This window comes from Pilosibacter sp. YYHA0881 (genome assembly GCF_051602715.1).
GTDB lineage: Bacteria > Bacillota > Clostridia > Lachnospirales > Lachnospiraceae > Alitiscatomonas > Alitiscatomonas aceti.
This window is the reverse complement of the sequence record NZ_CP175657.1, coordinates 2361267-2378882: the sequence shown is the minus strand read 5'-3', so window position 1 is coordinate 2378882 and position 17616 is coordinate 2361267. Positions and strand designations below refer to the sequence as shown.

Sequence of the window (17616 nt, the reverse complement as noted above, 5' to 3'; positions counted from 1 at the left end):
ACATGGAATGGTTGATAAACAGAGGATCCTGATCGTGGACGACGATGCCAATATCGCGGAGCTGATCTCACTGTACCTGATGAAGGAATGCTATGAAACAAAGATCGTGGGGGATGGGGAATCGGCGCTCCGGGAATTTCCTTCCTTTAAGCCAAACCTGGTGCTGCTGGATCTGATGCTCCCGGGGATCGACGGCTACCAGGTATGCCGGGAGCTGCGCACCGTCTCCCAGGTCCCCATCATCATGCTTTCGGCCAAGGGAGAGATCTTCGACAAAGTCCTGGGGCTGGAGCTGGGGGCCGACGACTATATGATAAAGCCCTTCGACTCCAAGGAGCTGGTGGCCCGGGTAAAGGCCGTCCTGCGCCGCTACCAGGCCGGTTCCTCCGCCGTCTCCTCTGTGCCGAAGCAGCAGGGAGAGTTTGTGGAATATCCGGATCTCGTCGTAAACCTGACCAATTATTCCGTGCTCTATAAGGGCCGTTCCGTGGACATGCCGCCCAAGGAGCTGGAGCTCCTTTACTTCCTTGCGTCCTCTCCCAACCAGGTCTTTACCAGGGAGCAGCTCCTGGACCATATCTGGGGGTATGAATATATTGGGGACACCCGCACGGTGGACGTACACATCAAGCGTCTCCGGGAGAAGATCAAGGACAACGAATACTGGTCCCTCTCCACTGTATGGGGGATCGGCTATAAATTCGAGGTAAAACGATGACACATTCCCTGTACACCAAGTTTGTCCTGGGCTATCTCCTGTTCGGCCTTCTGGGCTTTGTCCTCATCGCCACCTTTTCCTCCCACATGACCCATGAATATCTGGTCCGGGAGCGGTCCGATGCCATGTACGATGAAGCCAACCTCCTGGCCTCCACATACAGCGATATTTACCAGGGAAAGACCATCTCCCTGGATACGGCCAACCCGCAGCTGGAGGCCGTATCCACCTATCTGGGGGCCTCTGCCTGGGTCCTGGACCATAAAGGCGCTGTGGTGGCCGAGACCTCTCCCGCCTCCCATTCGGGAAAGACCATTGAGGGCTTCGATCCCACGGTCACAGGAAACAAGTCCTATATCATCGGGGACTTCTTCGGCATGTTCCCCGGCGAGACCTTATCGGTACTGGCCCCCATCACCGGAAATTTCAATACATACGGCTATGTAGTGCTCCACATGCCCATGGAGCGGATCCTGGACAGCCAGAACCAGATCCTGAATATTGTATACATCACTGCGGCCATTATCTTCTTCCTGTCCCTGATCATCCTTTTAGTATTCACCAGAACTGTGTATTTTCCTTTGAAAAAGATCACCGCTGGAGCCATGGAATACGCCGGCGGCAATCTGGACCACACCATAAAAGTAAAGACCAATGATGAAATGGGCTATCTGGCCGACACCTTAAACTATATGTCCAGCGAGCTGGGAAAGATGGAGGAATACCAGAAATCCTTCATCGCCAACGTATCCCACGATTTCCGCTCCCCCCTGACCTCCATCAAGGGCTATCTGGAAGCCATTTTAGACGGCACCATCCCGCCGGAGCTGGAGGAAAAATATCTGGGGATCGTGATCTCTGAGACGAAGCGCCTCAATAAGCTGACCGAAGGAATGCTCACCTTAAACTCCTTAGACAGCAAGGGCTTTCTGTCCCGCAGCAATTTCGACATCAACCGGGTCATCAAGGACACAGCGGCCTCCTTTGAAGGCACCTGCAGCGCCAGGGACATCGTCCTGGACCTGACCTTTACCGACGACGTACTGATGGTCTACGCGGATCTGGGAAAGATCCAGCAGGTCCTTTATAACCTCCTGGACAATGCCATCAAGTTCAGCCACAACGGCTCCGTGATCTATATCCAGACTGCTCCCCGGTACGAAAAGGTCTTCGTCTCCGTCAAGGACACCGGCGTGGGGATACCAAAGGATTCCCTGAAAAAGATCTGGGACCGTTTCTACAAATCCGACCTTTCCAGAGGAAAGGACAAAAAGGGCACGGGGCTGGGCCTCTCCATCGTAAAGGAGATCATCCAGGCCCATGGGGAAAACATCGACGTGATCAGCACCGCCGGCGTGGGCTCGGAATTCATCTTCACCCTGCCGCGGGCTGTGAATCTGTGATCTGGACCGGAGGTGTTTATATGAAGAAATTTTCCAATCCCATGCTGCCGCCATGGATCGTAATGTTCACAGTTTTCGTCTTCTTTGTCAAGGGCCTGGAGGACCGTGCGTTTCTCCTTCTGTATACGCTGGCGGTCCTCGGTCTTTATTATCTGTCCCGCGAAGACAGGACGCTCACGATCATCATCCACTGGAATCTCCTGGGCATGGCCGCCGGACTGCTCCTCCTCTGGCAGAACTGTGCCAGGTCCCAGTGGGCCATGGCTGGCGTGGCCGGCTTCTGCGTGATTTTCCAGATCATCCGCATCTATAAGCTCATAATGAAATAGCCGCAGACAGCGGCTCCGGCACCCGGGACAAAAAAGCGCCGCCCGGCCCATCGCGCATCAGACGCGGGGCTGGACGGCGCTCTGCCGTTTCTAGATTTCTTCTGCAATGTCGTAAAGCAGCCGCTCGGACTCCTCCCAGCCCAGGCACGGGTCGGTGATGGATTTTCCGTAAATGTGCTCGCCGATCTTCTGGCTTCCCGGCTCCAGATAGCTTTCGATCATCACGCCCTTTACGAATTTATGGATATCCGGGGAATAGCGGCGGCTGTGAAGGACCTCCTTCACGATCCGCACCTGCTCCTCGTAGCGCTTATTGGAGTTGGAGTGGTTGGCGTCCACGATACAGGCCGGGTTCACCAGCTCCCGCTCTCCGTAAAGCTGTAAAAGCAGCTCCAGATCCTCGTAGTGGTAGTTGGGGATGCACTGGCCGTGCTTGCTGACCGCTCCCCGGAGGATCGTATGGGCCAGGGGATTCCCGTCGGTGGTCACCTCCATGGTGCGGTAGATGAAATCATGGCCGTGCTGGGCCGCATAAACGGCGTTTAACATAACGCCCAGATCCCCTCCGGTGGGGTTCTTCATGCCCACAGGCACGTCCACGCCGCTGGAGGTGAGCCGGTGCTGCTGGTTTTCCACCGACCGGGCGCCGATGGCGATATAGGACAGCACATCCGATAAATAGCTGTAATTTTCCGGATACAGCATCTCGTCCGCCGTGGAAAAGCCGTAATCCTGGATCGCCCGCATGTGGAGCTTCCGGATGGCCACAAGGCCCTCGTACATATTGGGCTTTTTCTCAGGATTGGGCTGGTGGAGCATCCCCTTATAGCCGCCTCCGGTGGTCCTGGGCTTGTTGGTATAGACCCGGGGAATAAGGATCAGCTTGTCGCCCACCTTCTCGCTGACCCGGGCCAGCCGCTCCATGTATTCGCATACAGAGTCCTCCCGGTCCGCCGAGCACGGCCCGATGATCACCAGGAATTTATCGCTTTCCCCAGTAAATACTGCCGCGATCTCTTTATCTCTTTTCTCTTTTAACTCCACTGCCTCGTCAGACAGGGGAAATTCTGCCTTGATCAGCTCCGGTGTAGGGAGCAGGCTTTTAAACGTAAATGCCATGATGGCCATTGCCTCCCGTTTCTTTATTCTTCCCGGCGTGAAAACGCGCCTCCGATCCCCAGCTCCATCCTGTATTTGGCCACAGTACGCCTGGAAATGGCCATTCCCTCGGCTTCCAGGAGCTTTGCCAGCTGTTCGTCGCTGCACGGGTGCTTCTTGTCCTCCTGGTCCACCAGGGCCTTCAGACGGGACTTCACCGTATTGCGGCTCACATCCTCCCCGGTCTTCCCTCCGCCGGAGATCCCGGTGGTAAAAAGATCCCGGATCAGCAGACAGCCTGCGGGGGTCAGGATGTATTTGTCCCGGATCGCCCGGCTGACGGTGGATTTGTGGATCTCCCGCTCGGCGGCGATCTCCTCTAAGGTCATGGGCTTTAATGGCTCCTTTCCCAGGAAATACCCGGCCTGGCGCTTTAGGATCCCTTCCGTGATCCCCTCCAGGGTCCTTCTGCGCTGCTCCACGGCGTTCATGATGAACCTGGCCCGCTTCAGCTTCTCCTCAAAGTAATTCTTTAACTCCTCGTCCTGGGCCGTCTCCATCATATGTACATAGAACTCATTGATGCTGATATTCCCGGCCCACTTATCATTGAGGCTCACGGTCCACTGGCCGTCCTGATAGTTCAAAATGATATCCGGGAACACATACTGGGCCCGGTCGCCCCCGTAGCCGTTTAAAGGCCTGGGATTCAGGTTCCGGATCACATGGATCAGCTTCCGCACCTCCACAGAGGAAAGCTTCAGTCTTCTGGAAATGGTACTGACCTTTCCGTCGGCCACATCCTGCAGATGGTTCCGGATAATGGTGCAGAGAGCGGCCTCCTGCTCCATTCCCAGCACCTGGAGGACCAGACACTCTTCCAGACTTGAGGCAAAGATCCCCACCGGCTCCAGCTCCTTCAGCCTGGAAACGATGTACTCCACCTCAGAAACCTCCGCTTTAAGAGCCTCTGCGATCTCTGACGGCGGGACCGTGAGATACCCGTTCTGGTCCAGGGAATGGATGCAGAACTTCACGATCCTGTGCTGCTCCTCCGTGAGCGTCTTCCAGGGGAGCTGCATCATGATCATATGCTCCACCGACTGCTCCGTATCGTCGGCCTCATAGATCCCCCCACGGGAATCTCCTTCCCTGGACGCGCCGTTATAAAACCGGTCGTACTCCCGGTAAGCCACCGGCAGCTCCCCCTCCTGGCGGCCGGAGGAATATTCCACCAGAGGATTTTCGATCTCCTCATTCTGTAAAAATTCCTCCAGCTCCGTCATGGACATGCTGAGAATATTTAAGGACTGCATCTGTACCTGGGATAAAACCTGTTTCGTCTGCAAAGATATATCTGTTTTGATCTCCAATGTAACCCTCTCTCCTGTCTTATCTTTCCCCGGCCCGGTACCGTTCCAGAAGCCGGTTGATCCTCTTTGTGGGATTTAAAAGCTCGCTCAAAGAGGAGTCATGGTTTAAGTTGTCAATAATGAGAGCGATATATTTGCTCATATCCACATCGATATAATATGGCTTCGATAAAAGCTCCGGCGTCTGATAGATCAGATTGGTGGTCAGCACCCGGTCGATGACGCCGTTTTCATAATATTCGTCGAATTTCTTAAGGCCGTTGGTAAAAAGTCCGAAGGTGGTGCAGATAAAAACCTTTCTGGCCTTTCTCCGCTTCAGCTCCTTAGCTGTGTCCAGCATGCTCTCGCCGGAAGAGATCATATCGTCAATGATGATCACATCTTTTCCTTCCACGCTGGCCCCTAAAAATTCATGGGCCACGATGGGATTGCGGCCGTTGATGATCTTTGTGTAATCGCGGCGCTTATAGAACATGCCCAGATCCAGTCCCAGCACGTTGGCAAAGAACACAGCCCGTCCCATTCCTCCCTCGTCGGGGCTGATGACCATCATGTGGTCGCTGTCGATCTGCAGGTCCTTTTCATGCTTTAACAGATGCTTGATGAACTGGTAAATGGGCTGCACCGTCTCAAAGCCCTTTAAGGGGATCGCATTCTGCACCCGGGGATCGTGGGCATCAAAGGTAATGATATTCTCCACGCCCATGCTGGTCAGCTCCTGGAGCGCCAGGGCACAGTCTAAGGATTCGCGGCCCGTCCTCCGATGCTGGCGGCTCTCATAAAGGAACGGCATGATCACGTTGATCCGTCTCGCCTTTCCGCCCACAGAGGCGATCACACGCTTCAGGTCCTGATAATGATCATCCGGGGACATATGGTTCTGGATCCCGCTTAAGGAATACGTCAGGCTGTAATTACACACGTCCACCAGGATATAAAGATCGTCGCCGCGGACGGATTCCAGGATCTCGCCCTTGCCCTCGCCGGATCCGAACCTGGGAGTCCTGGCCCCGACAATATAGGAATCCCTCTGGTAGCCTGCAAACGCGATGGTGGACTTATGCTCGCTTTCCCGCTCGTTCCTCCACCCGGTCAGCCAGGCGTCTACCTTTTTTCCCAGGGTCTCACAGCTCTTTAAGGGGATCAGCCCCAGAGGGCCCACCGGGATCGTCTCTATCTGTTTTTCTTCGTAAAGCATATTTTTCCTCCATTTTTCTGCGCTGAACTACATTTTATAACAAAATCCGCCGTTTCGTCAACCTTGTTTCCCATAACCGCGCCGCAGAAGCCTGAGATCCTCGCCCAGAAGGGGCAGGACCTTGTACTGGCTCATGATCCGGGAGGTGACCCGTTCCGTAAATTCGTCCTGCATCCGGCTTAAGGCCAGGTTGGTGGAGATAATGGTGCCCAGCTTTTTTGTAAGCCGCTCGTTGATGCAGTAAAAGAGCTGGGAGGCCGTAAAGGTATTGATGAGCTCCGTCCCCAGGTCGTCAATGATCAGAAGGTCACAGTCCAGGATATAGGCCGCCCGGTCCCTTACCTCCTCCCCGTCCCGGCCGCCGAAGCGGCTTTCCGACAGGATATCGAACATGTCTGTGGCCGTCAGGTACACCACCGAATAGCACTGTCTTAAAAGCTCCCGGGCAATGCAGTTGCTGAGGAAGGTCTTTCCGCAGCCAGTGCTCCCGGTGAACAGGATACTTCCCTTTTCCCGGCCAAAGTTTTCCACATAGGCTTTGCACTCGCCGATGACCATGGACATGTAATCGTACACCGTCATTCCCACCCGGCCGTCGATCCGCTCCCTGTCATAGTATTCCATGGAAAGGGTATCGAAATTCTCCCGTTCCAGCACTTCCCGGATATTGGACTGGTCATAAAGGACCTGGATCTCCATCTGGCGGAAGCAGCGGCATTTTTTTCCGTCTGCAAAGCCTGTGTCCCGGCAGCAGGGGCAGTGGTACTGCATTTCCATATAGTCGTCCGGATAGCCCGCCCGCTGCAGGTATTTTCTCTTCTGCTCCTTCAAAAGAGAGGCTTCCTCTTTGAAGGCCCTGGCCCCGTCCTCGTCCCCCTGAAGCTTTCTCCTGGCCGCCTGGGCCATGGCGGCGGCGATCTCATCCGTCAGCGCCTCCACCTGGGGGATCCTTTCATACACCTCCCGGATCCGCTCATCCTGACGGCGCTTATTTAAAAACTGGCGCTGGTTGTACACCCGCATGATGGCGTCAAACTGGGAATTACTCAGTGCCATCCATTCTTCCTCCCTTCTGCTGTCTCCTTCTCATATCTTCCCATACATAATCCTCATAATTATAGGTCCGTTCCTCAAAGTTCTTAAACCGGTTGGAACCGGCGGGCTTTCTTCCCGTCTCCTGGCCTCTGCCGTTTCCCGGCTCCCGCCGGTCCTGTCGTTTCGACGCCTGCCGCCTCCGGTCCAGCTCCTCCACGTCCCCCAGGGTCTTTACCCCGGCTTCCTTCCAGCCAGTGAGGATCTTGTCGGCATAGGGAAAGCTGGCCGTTCCTGTGGCCTTTATGGTCCTTCCGCAGGCCTCTGTCACCAGCTTACAGTCAAAGCCAAACTCCTTAAACCACCGCTTCATAAATTCTGTCTCCGCCGTGGCCGGGCTCCGCCCTGTGATCCCGAAGGCCTTCATTACTGCCGATGTGTCCCGGGAATACCGCATGGTGTAATCCCTGGCCTCCTCCCTGGTATGGATCCCCATCTGATACCAGTTTAAGGCCACCTTCTCAATATACCGGATGCTGGAATGGCCGCCTCCGGCACAGTACTCCGCCAGATACTCCAGAAGATCCCCGGACATCTTAAGGCCGTCGTAAAAAAAAGCAAACTTTTCACATTCGATCTGGGTAAAGGTCTTGCCCAGATACTGCTGGACCGCGTATAAAAGGGCTGTAAACTCCTCATCCCCGGAAAGGCGCTCCATACGGTCGCAGCTGTTTCCCTCCTCGGGGATCTCCACATCCCTGGCCGCCGCCGCTTCCTTTTCCGCGCTCTGGCGGGACTCCGGACGGCCTCCGTCTCCCTCCCGCTCCAGAAGGCCGGCTTCCTCCCAATAGGCCAGGGCACGCTTCACGTCCGCCTCTGTATGGTCCAGGGCGTCGGCAATGGCAGACACGGTGACCTCCTCCCCCTCATGGCGCAGCAGGTAAAGGAATACCTTCACATATTCCCCATTGGCCGCCGTCATATATGTGTCGATAAATGCATTGGATACCACAGTCCCCTGGAATGCCATTTTGTTTTTCAACCCTAAATTCATGATCCTTCACCCTCACAACTTTCCTGTTTCCATCATAACACAGCTCCACCCAAAAGGAAATAGGCGGAATCATCCACAATCCGGATTGTGGATATTGTGGATAACGTGGATAAGCCTGCGGCATAATCCTGGGGAATTTCCACGAAAATTGTCGTATCCCTTGTATTTCCTAACTTTTCCACATTTGTCTCTTACCAGTTATGTAAATAAAAAAATCCACAGGGTTTTCTTCGGCTAACTGTTGAAAACTCTGTGGATATTGTGGATAACTTACTTCTTAAGGAGATTTTCCCCCACTTTTACTATATCTCCGGCCCCCATAGTTATCAACAGGTCGCCGGATCCACATTTTTCCAGAAGAAATTCTTCAATTTCTGAAAAGCTGGGGAAATACCAGGCATCTGTTCCAAGACTGGCGATCTTTTCCGCCAGCATGGAGGAGCTGATCCCCAGGGTATCGGTCTCTCTGGCCGCATAAATGTCTGCCAGGACCACATGATCCGCGGCAGAAAGGGCTTCGGCAAAATCGTCCATCAGAGCCCTGGTCCTGGTATACGTATGGGGCTGGAACACGCACCACAGCTCCCGGTGAGGATAATTCTCCGCCGTGGAAAGGGTGGCTGCGATCTCCTGGGGATGATGGGCGTAATCGTCGATGATGGTCACGCCGTTCAATACGCCCTTTTTCTCAAACCGGCGGTGGGTGCCCCGGTAAGCCAGAAGGCCGGCGCAGATATCCCCATCGTCCACGCCCAGCTCCCGGGCTGCGGCAAAGGCTGCCAGGGAGTTATACACATTGTGCATTCCCGGCACGCCTAAGACGACCGTGCAGACCTTCTTCCCGTTCTCCAGAAGCTCATAGGACGCGCAGGCGCTTTCGTCAAAGGCCACATGGGCCGCGCTGTACCTGCTCCTTACCGGATCGCTTCCCACAGTGATCACCCGGCACGGAAGTCCTTTACAGATCTCCTCATATTCCCGGATATCGCTGTTTATGATCAGGATGCCATCCTCCGGCAGAAGCCCTGCAAACCGCCTGAAGGAGTTCCGGATATCGTCGATATCCTTAAAGAAATCCAGATGGTCCGCCTCGATGTTCAGAATGATCTCCATGGTGGGAAAAAAGGACAGGAAGCTGTTGGTATATTCACAGGCCTCGGTCACGAACATCTCCGGGCCGCCCACACGGATATTGCCGCCGATGGCGTCCAGCATCCCCCCTACGGAAATGGTGGGGTCCTTCCGTGCCTCCATCAGGATCTCCGTCAGCATGGAGGTGGTGGTGGTCTTTCCATGGGTTCCCGCCACAGCCACCGACTGGTTATAATTTCTCATGATCTGGCCCAGAAGCTCCGCCCGGGTAAGGATCGGGATGGACCGTCCCGCTGCGGCTGCATATTCCGGGTTGTCGGGATGGACTGCGGCCGTATAGACCACCACGTCGGTCCCTTCCATAATATTCTCCGCTTTCTGTCCGTAAAAGAGCTTTGCTCCGTGGGCCTCCAGCTTCTTTGTGAGCTCCGACTCCCTGGCGTCGGAACCGGATACGGTAAATCCCCTTTCCAGCAGGATCTCCGCCAGACCGCTCATACTGATCCCGCCAATGCCGATAAAATGCACATGGCAGGGACGTTCAAAATCTATATGATACATGTATCTGCTCCTCTCGGTATATTCACCTTTATCATAGCACATAAAAAGCAGAAAATCCATAGGATCCAGGCCCTGGATCCCCGCTCTTCAGGCCGCTTCTGCCGCCAGGAACCGCCGCTCTCCCGGGGCGGATGCCTCTTGGCGCTAAAACAGCTCCTCCCGGTATGGTTCCAGCGCCCCCAGAAGAAGCTGGCCCAGGATCCCAACGGCCAGGATCTCCCCGGCACCCACGGTGATCATCATGAACCATACCATGTCCCCAGAGCCATAGGCGTATTTTAATACCCACGGAATGATCAGCGTATTGGCTGCAATGGGGGGAAGGGAGACCAGATACCGGTTTTTTCTGAAAAGCCGGGAGCCCACGGCTCCCATCAGCGTTGCAAGACTCCCGAATACCACGTCCAGGGCTGCGGCCCCGCCCAGGAGATTGGAGATCAGGCAGCCCAAAAATACCCCGGGCACCGCCGCCGGGGTAAAGTATGGAAGGACGCACAGGGCCTCAGAGATGCGGAACTGGACCGGCCCGAAGCTGATGGGGCGGAAGGCCATGGTCAGGACCACATAGACCGCGGCGATGGCCGCTCCCTGGACCATCTGCTTTACGCGGCTGTCCGGCCCCGGGAACCGGCGGCTCCTGTCCTCCGGCCTCCCTGCCGCCCAGACCGTTCCGTCTTCCCCAGACGTTCCTTCCCGCCGTCTTCCGACGATCCATAAAAGCCCCGTAATAAGGGCCGCTCCCGTACTGTCGATCAGAACGTCTGTGACCATTCCCGCCCGGCCCGGTACAAAGAGCTGGTGAAGCTCATCGGTGCAGGCATAAGCCACGGTCACTGCCAGGGCGGCCTTCAGCCATTTCTTCCAGGGAAGCTCCCACTGGAACAGGGCGAATAAAACAGTCAGATGGAGCACCGCAAATTCCGTAATATGGGCAGTCTTCCTCACAGGTGTGGCCAGGAGACCGCACAGATCATGGACCTGCTCCGGCGACAGCCGGTCCGTAAGCCCCACAGCCTCCGCCGTCCACAAAAGCGCTCTGGTAACGCTGTCGCTCATTTCCGTGGACACGTCCGCCGGCTGGGCCGAAAACCAGAAAATGGCTGTCATGATCACCAGCGCCGGGATCCATGCCAGATATTTTTTCATAATACGCATACTCTCTTTCTAAAACATTTTACAGGGAGATCTCACCCCGGGCCCTGGCTCTCCGGTCCTCAATGGAATGGATCACCGGAACCATAAAGATCGCCACGATCCCTCCGGCAAAGCCGTTGTTATACAGGTTCATTCCTCCGTAGACGATGCCCACATTTAAAGCCACCGATGAGTGGAGGAAGCCGGCCAGGATCCCCACGATCCAGCCAAATTCCCCGGCTACGGGAGCCAGGGTCGTGGAGAATAAAAGCGCCAGCAGAGGAGACGGCTGGTTCACATGCCAGTGCTTGGTGAAACCGCCCAGGACCACTCCAAACATAATGGGGGCAATATTTCTCAGATGCTTTCCCGTGGAGCAGAAGCCCACGATGGTAAAGATCCCGCCAATGGTGGGGCCGTTCAGATCTCCTCCCACGGCCGCCACGAACAGGGTGGCGAACAGGCCGCACAGCCCCATATTGAAGGTGGTCGCCGGCCCGCCCTCGCTTTTCAGATAATCGGTGCCGGAAATTCCCGTGGTCTTCAGGATCCGGCCATAGGCGGCAAATACCTCTTTTCCCCCAAGGACCAGGGCTCCTCCCATCATGGACAGGAACAGGCCGCAGAGCACAAAGAGAAAGAGCCGGTTGTTTCCCGTGGACCAGATGAGCCGGGATTCCGTCGTTACTCCAAAGGATTTCATCACCGAAACCACCACTGTGGCGATGATACCGGAGGCAAAGCCTACATTATAAAGAGAATAGCCCTTATGGGCATAGTGGACATGGGTAGCCAGAGGCGGCAGCACAAAGCCGATGGCGATCCCCACCAGGATGCTTAATGGCAGCCTGGCCAGGTATGGAAGCTCTGTGATATACATGATCTGGGTAATGATCGGGGACAGACTGGTACCGTAAAATCCGATGTAAATATATCTGGACATATGGGTCTTATGGTATTTGGAATACAGATACACCCCCAGTAAGATCGCCCATATATTCATCAGATTCTTTCCAAACAGGGAAAATCCGAACATCAGACAGCTGGATGTGATCGTATGGCCGTCCATCTCCATTCCCAGGAAATAGATAGTTCCGATGGCAGCCAGGGTAAGAATACCCGCATTGATGAACGCCGCTCCGATCCCCCCGACGAGGAAATAATCGGTGATCAGGAAATCCGGCTCTTTTATGATCCGCCAGAGTCCTGGTATGATGTCCGAGAGAGGCTGGATCATCAGTCCCACCACAATAAAATACAGCGGGATCAGCGCCAGAAGACCAAATTTTTCTGCACGTATATATATCCTGTTTCTGCCCATACATTCTCCTTTTTCTTTGTATTTCCCGTTTATTTTACTATAAAAACGCCCCCACTGTAAACAGCGGGGGCAAAATTTCCAGGAAAAATACGAACAGGACAGCCAGAAGCTGCCTTCCGGTCAGCGGATCTGGGACAGGATCCCGGGATCCTTGATCCGGTCGTCTTCTGCAAACAGCAGGATCTTTGACAGGATCTCCGCCGTCTTCGGATCGTCGTCCACAAAGGGAAGGAAGATCCGTCCCCGGTGCTGGGAGTGGACGGGCACCACAAATACCATGGCATTTCCCATCTGATGGACAACTCCGCTGCCCAGATGGACCGTATACTGCCCCAGCTTTCCGTCGATGAACGCATGGGTCTTTTCCAGACGGACATTTTTCAGCCTGAACAGCTCCAGGCTGCACTGGATGATGGCGCTGCGCATCTCCACCGTGGACCGGCTGGTCTCCGGATCCACGCCTCCCGCATGGGCCGTGCTGACAGCCAGATCCACATCCCGCATCACTTCACTGTATATGACGTCGGGAATCTCCCGTATCCTCAGAGGCTTCATGCTCTTTCTGTCATAAAATACCACAGCTTCCAGAGTCGGAGCCTCAATATCACTGGGAGAAAACCAATCGGCCATGGCATAGATACGGGCCACGATATTTTCCCTGTAATAGACCTTCTGGAGACCGTCCTCATAATCGGCCACCCAGCGTCTGGTCCGCAGGGTCCCCGCCGTTTTCTTCGGCTGGATCTGATTTCCCGCAAACATGGCTGATTCTGTCTTTTCCAGTTCCTCCTCCAGCTTCACATACAGCTCCCGGAATACCTGCTTAAAGGGCTGGCGGATCTGTTTTTCAAATAACAGCCTCTGGTACTGGTGCCAGCAGCCCTTCTCATAAAGATCCCAGGGATGGGCAATGAGAAATCCTGTGTCCTCCTGTACCGGGGTAATGGTTCCTGTCCAGTCCACCAGGCCTTCTCTGGTCAGAAGTCCCAGCGCCGCCTCCTGCTGCTCCCCGGAAAGCCCAGGTTCCCTGTCCGCCTGGTCCGCTCTCAGAAGTACCAGAGGCGTCACAATGGGACCTGCCACCGGGTTTTCCTGAAGTTCCAGAAGCTCCCAGGCTTCAAAGACCGTCCGGTCCTCCATGGCCTGCTCCATCATCTGCCTGGTGCGGCTGTACTGGTCCTTCAGCTGCTTATGGACCTCCTGATACCGCAGGACTGTCTCATTCTTTTTAAATCTGGAGGGCACAGACTTTAATGTCTTTCCTCCCTTTTCGCAGACAATGGAGCTCTTCCCGTCCTCATCCACAAAAAGGCGGATCTTTGTTCCATCCTCCAGCACGTCTCCTTCAAACAGCGCCCTGGATTCCCCTGCAAGATGGGCCTCCATACGCAGCACCAGGCGGGTCACATCCGAAAATCCGGCGTTAGAGCTTAAATTCCGCAGAGCCAGCTCTGCCGCCCTGCCTTCGCTGGCACGCCTCTGGGCGCCAAACCGGCGGCTTTCCTTTTTAAACTCCTGGATAAAGCGGTAGCGTTCAAAAAGGATCTTATCCTTCTCCGCCCGGTCCTGGGGAAGCGGCAGGAGCCCCAGGCTCATCAGCAGGTCCTTATTTCTTTTCTCACGGATCTCCTGGACCAGAGCCTCATACCTGGTATTTCCCAGGGCTGCATCCGCATACTTTCTGGCACGGCCATGGGCCGTTCCGGAGGAGGAATATTTGGCCGCATCATAAAGCAGCTTAAAATTCTCCTCGCCCAGCTTTTCATACGCCTCAAAAAACCAGTGGATATCAAAGGCTCCGTCGCGCAGCTCTTCCGGAGATAAGGGCGTATATCTGGCGATCACAGACCTGGCGTACTCATCCATCCATTCACTGGTATGGGCCATAAAATAATAGCAGCCGCTCTTAAAGCCCGGAAGGTTTAAATATTCCTCCACCATGGGGATCCACTGCTCTGCATACATGGCCATCTCCACAAGACGCTTTTTTGTGATGTCGGTCCCCTGGAGCGCACGGCCCAGATCTGCTGCCGTTTCTTCCGGCGCCGGCCGGCAGACCTTCAGAAGATGGCTCAGGACAGAACGGCGGCTGGACCCGCCTGAATAATAGGAATACTGGCTCCGCTCCAGCGTATCCTTCCCCAGGGCCGTTAAGATCTGCACCAGCACCGGGATCCCGTAAACCACACGGATGCTTCCTATGGAGCTGGAAAAGGGAGTCTCCTGTTCTCCCCGCTTTAACTCCACCTGGAGCACTGCCGGGATGATCTCTTTATAAAGCGTATGGGCCAGGGTCATTTCCGGCATTTCCTCTCCAATGGTATCAAAACGGTATTTCCCGTCCTCCGGTCTTATTTTTCCCCGGCCAAAAAACCGATCCAGATCCCCGGGCCTGGCGTCCCGTCCTGCCACTGCGCCTTTCTGTTCCACGAGGCTGATGGGAGAGAGCAGGCTTCCGATCCCCAGGAATTCAAACACTGCCTTATAAAACAGATCCTTGTCCCAGATCCCTCTTACATAGCACTGGACCAGGTCCGAAAGCTCCAGGAAGGAATTTTTCCTGCTCTGGTATCCGGCCAGAGCCCGGTCTCCGCTCCTCTTATCATACCGGGCCTTTAGCTGGAACCGCAGGGCAAACGCAGTTCCCCAGTCCTCTTCTCCGGCCATCCCCAGCCAGGAGATCAGCTCTGCAAAGACCGGAAGATCGGCCGAGCGCTTCCAGACACGTTCCACTTCACCATTCCAACGGCTTTCCTGTACCTCATAGCTCTCATTTTCATCATTTAAAACAGAAACCAGCTTTCCAACAGCGGGCAGCGCCGACGATACCAGCTCTTCCCGTGGCACATATTGGAAAAACAGGCAGTCGATGACCGTCCTTGCCTGGGCTCCGAACCGGAGGCCTTCCACCAGCTCCGTAAACGGCGGCTTTTTTAAAAGCCCCTTTCCAAACACCTTTTTGTAGAGCTCCGTATTTTTCCGGTAATCTCCCTTCCGCTGGCGGCAGGCCTGATACAGGTACAGCTCCGTCAGAAGCCTTGTGGACCGGATCTCTTTTCTGTAAAACTCCTCCCACATTTCCCGGAAGGGATACTCGTCCAACGGCCCCATTTCAGGATCCTCCGCATTCCTCCACCGGCATCTTCCAAGCTCTGCTCCCAGGGTCTTTTCCTCTCCCCAGACTGTCGTATACTCCTTAAACTGATTGGCTTCCACAAGGCTGTTTAAAGCCTTGAGCACCCGGATGCATTCCTTTTCCCCGTATGAAAACAGCTCCGGTGCCTTTTTGATATCCGTCTTTATTTCCGGAAGGACAAACTCCTTTTTCGTATCATAAAAGCCATAGCCTGGTTTTTTCAGGATATCTTCTCCATCCCCGTCCTTTCCGGTCAGCTGGGCCAGGAGCACCTGCTCCCTTCCCGTGGGGTTCTGGAAGGCCGCAAGGGCCGGACGCAGGGCTTCAAACGCCTCCGGAGCATCCTTCTTCATACCCAGAGCCAGATCCAGGGCCCCCATATGGCACTCCTCGGATTTTTCTCCCAGGAGCCTGGCCACACATTCCCGGAGCTTTTCCGGACTCTGGCGGCGCAGCAGGGAAAGGGTCTCCGTGCGGCCCTTTTTATATTTCAGATTCGCTTCCAGCTTCCGGTAATCCCTGTCGTCCAGATCCTCCAGGGCCTTTGCCAGACAGAAGGCTGAGGACACCGTATATTCCTCCGGGTTATGGAGAAGCTCAAACAGGATATCTCTTCTGGCGCGGCTCCTGGGTCTGTATAAAAGCAGCCGGGCGGTCATGGCACGGCTGGCCCCATATACCTGGCCCTGGCCCACCACTGGGATCAGAGCCGCCGCCTCATCCAGATACGTTTCATCCTGGAGCATCCAGGCGATCACACACATACGCGCCGCCAGGTCGGACCGGCTCATGGTCACCCGGTACCAGGGGAAGATGCACGGATCCAGGTCCAGGCCCTTTTTGGGGATGCGTTCCATGGCATTCTTAAAGATCCCGTAGATCTTCCTGGCTTCCTCTTCGTTCTCAAACAGTCCATACGCAGTCACCGGAAGCTTTTCCGGCTCGGAGGCCTCCTCCCGCTCCACAGAAAACCATCCTGTCCGCTTTCCCCAGACCAGGTCCGACATGATGGAATACAGGTTTCCCATAAAACCTGGAAGATAACACGCCATCAGCTCCAGGTCCTCCGGATATGTAAGAAATACCTCTCTGGCCGCCCGGGCGCTGAGTCTCTGATCCTGCAGGGAGCGGTTAAAATAGGAGGCAGTCAGCTTCTGGTTTTTCGTTCCGTTCTTTATCAGCTCCAGCACTGCCTCTACTCCGGCTCCGGCGTCGTAAAAGCCTTTGGCCCAGAGGGCGCAGCTGATGGCCACCGAATCATTTGAGCGGAGCTGCTCCTCACAGAACTCCGGCTCCCGCAGGCACTTTCCCATCAGATGCAGAAGCTTATTGCTGATCCGGTCTGCACTGTTCTCATCAAAGATCCCGATCCAGGTGCCCACCGCCCGCTTTACAGAGGAAAAACGGATCAGGTCATGATCCTCGATCACCTGGAACAGGGAAAGGAATGCCTCCGGACGGCCGGCATCCATGGTCTCACAGACCGCCTGCCGGGCCCCCTCCTGGAGCCTGGCCGCCAGAAGAAAATCCCCCAGCACCTTATAAAGCCCGGTATCTCTGCTCATGACGATGCCGCGGATCATTTCGTGGCTCAGCATTGCCGTATTATTTTCTCCGTACAGGATCTCCCGAACTGCACGGACCGTCTCCTCCCTTCCCAGGTCGATCTGGGCCGCCAGTATCCCGGCATAGGGCCAGCTTTCCGTCCTGGCATGGTCATAGATCTCCGGATCCGTCTTCCCCGTCAGGATCTCTGCCAGACTGGCCTTATAAAATTTAAGCTGGGAATACGCCCATAAAAGACTCACACTCTGCCGGACAAAGGGAATATATTCTTTTGTCCGCAGACTCCTTCTGTACCATCCGGCCGTCATCTGGAACTGGTTCATCTGGTCCAGGGCATAATAAAACTCCTCTTCCTGGCCCTCCGGGACGCAGACCCTCACCAGGCCCGGCAGCTCCCTCTTGTAAATCTCGCTTAATGTCCCGGCCTCCCCGTTTTCCAGAAGACTGGTCATCCACTGGAGAGGCTCGGTCTTTACAGAGTAATATGGATCTGGAAGCAGCTTCTTCTCCATTCCGGTCAGATCCTTTCCTGCCGCCTTCGCCTCCAGGATCCGCTGCTCCGTCAGCTTCTTTCTCGTTTCGTAGGTAAATCCTCCCATAC

At 55.2% G+C, this 17616-nt stretch carries 12 protein-coding genes and 1 pseudogene; 3 read left to right on the top strand and 10 right to left on the bottom strand.

From position 1 onward, the window contains the following. Positions 1-7: 7 nt before the first annotated feature. From ACI6NM_RS11095 to ACI6NM_RS11085, 3 genes are read left to right on the top strand one after another with little or no spacing between them, the layout of a single operon-like run. A complete protein-coding gene (locus ACI6NM_RS11095; protein ID WP_022274091.1) occupies positions 8-718 on the top strand; it encodes a response regulator transcription factor in 711 nt (236 codons plus the stop codon). Then, positions 715-2121 carry a HAMP domain-containing sensor histidine kinase gene (locus ACI6NM_RS11090; RefSeq protein WP_158357895.1) on the top strand — a complete coding sequence of 469 codons (1407 nt, stop codon included), beginning with the start codon at positions 715-717 and terminating at the stop codon, positions 2119-2121. Before ACI6NM_RS11095 ends, ACI6NM_RS11090 begins: the two co-directional genes overlap by 4 nt. Positions 2122-2141: 20 nt before the next feature. After that, positions 2142-2450 carry a hypothetical protein gene (locus tag ACI6NM_RS11085; protein ID WP_262427723.1) on the top strand — a complete coding sequence of 103 codons (309 nt, stop codon included), beginning with the start codon at positions 2142-2144 and terminating at the stop codon, positions 2448-2450. A gap of 90 nt (positions 2451-2540) precedes the next feature. Here ACI6NM_RS11085 and ACI6NM_RS11080 read toward each other — a convergent pair whose 3' ends face one another. The 10 genes and pseudogenes from ACI6NM_RS11080 to ACI6NM_RS11035 all read right to left on the bottom strand — a co-directional run bounded on the left by ACI6NM_RS11080 (position 2541) and on the right by ACI6NM_RS11035 (position 17614). Continuing rightward, complete coding sequence (locus ACI6NM_RS11080) at positions 2541-3569, bottom strand: 3-deoxy-7-phosphoheptulonate synthase (protein ID WP_158357891.1); 1029 nt, start codon at positions 3567-3569, stop codon at positions 2541-2543. A 23-nt stretch (positions 3570-3592) separates the two neighbouring features. Then, positions 3593-4921, bottom strand: coding sequence for an RNA polymerase factor sigma-54 (rpoN, locus tag ACI6NM_RS11075; protein ID WP_262427722.1), 1329 nt, complete (start codon positions 4919-4921; stop codon positions 3593-3595). Positions 4922-4940: 19 nt separating this feature from the next. Continuing rightward, positions 4941-6119, bottom strand: a complete 1179-nt coding sequence (locus tag ACI6NM_RS11070; RefSeq protein ID WP_022274087.1) for a ribose-phosphate pyrophosphokinase — start codon at positions 6117-6119, stop codon at positions 4941-4943. A gap of 57 nt (positions 6120-6176) precedes the next feature. Beyond that, positions 6177-7175 (bottom strand): ATP-binding protein, encoded by a 999-nt coding sequence (locus ACI6NM_RS11065; protein ID WP_215653750.1) that lies wholly within the window; start codon positions 7173-7175, stop codon positions 6177-6179. Further along, complete coding sequence (locus ACI6NM_RS11060) at positions 7162-8205, bottom strand: DnaD domain protein (protein ID WP_215653751.1); 1044 nt, start codon at positions 8203-8205, stop codon at positions 7162-7164. Before ACI6NM_RS11060 ends, ACI6NM_RS11065 begins: the two co-directional genes overlap by 14 nt. A gap of 270 nt (positions 8206-8475) precedes the next feature. After that, entirely contained in the window at positions 8476-9858 is a 1383-nt protein-coding gene (gene murC, locus ACI6NM_RS11055; RefSeq protein WP_262427721.1) for a UDP-N-acetylmuramate--L-alanine ligase, read from the bottom strand. Between the two features lie 144 nt (positions 9859-10002). After that, positions 10003-10455 carry a QueT transporter family protein gene (locus tag ACI6NM_RS11050; protein WP_252207631.1) on the bottom strand — a complete coding sequence of 151 codons (453 nt, stop codon included), beginning with the start codon at positions 10453-10455 and terminating at the stop codon, positions 10003-10005. 120 nt (positions 10456-10575) lie between these two features. Beyond that, positions 10576-11004: pseudogene (locus ACI6NM_RS11045) on the bottom strand (VanZ family protein); the annotation flags it as partial. Between the two features lie 28 nt (positions 11005-11032). Then, on the bottom strand, positions 11033-12313 hold the full coding sequence (locus ACI6NM_RS11040; RefSeq protein WP_022274083.1) for a DUF1576 domain-containing protein: 1281 nt from the start codon (positions 12311-12313) through the stop codon (positions 11033-11035). Positions 12314-12433: 120 nt separating this feature from the next. After that, positions 12434-17614 carry a DUF4132 domain-containing protein gene (locus ACI6NM_RS11035; RefSeq protein ID WP_262427720.1) on the bottom strand — a complete coding sequence of 1727 codons (5181 nt, stop codon included), beginning with the start codon at positions 17612-17614 and terminating at the stop codon, positions 12434-12436. Between the last annotated feature and the right edge of the window lie 2 nt (positions 17615-17616).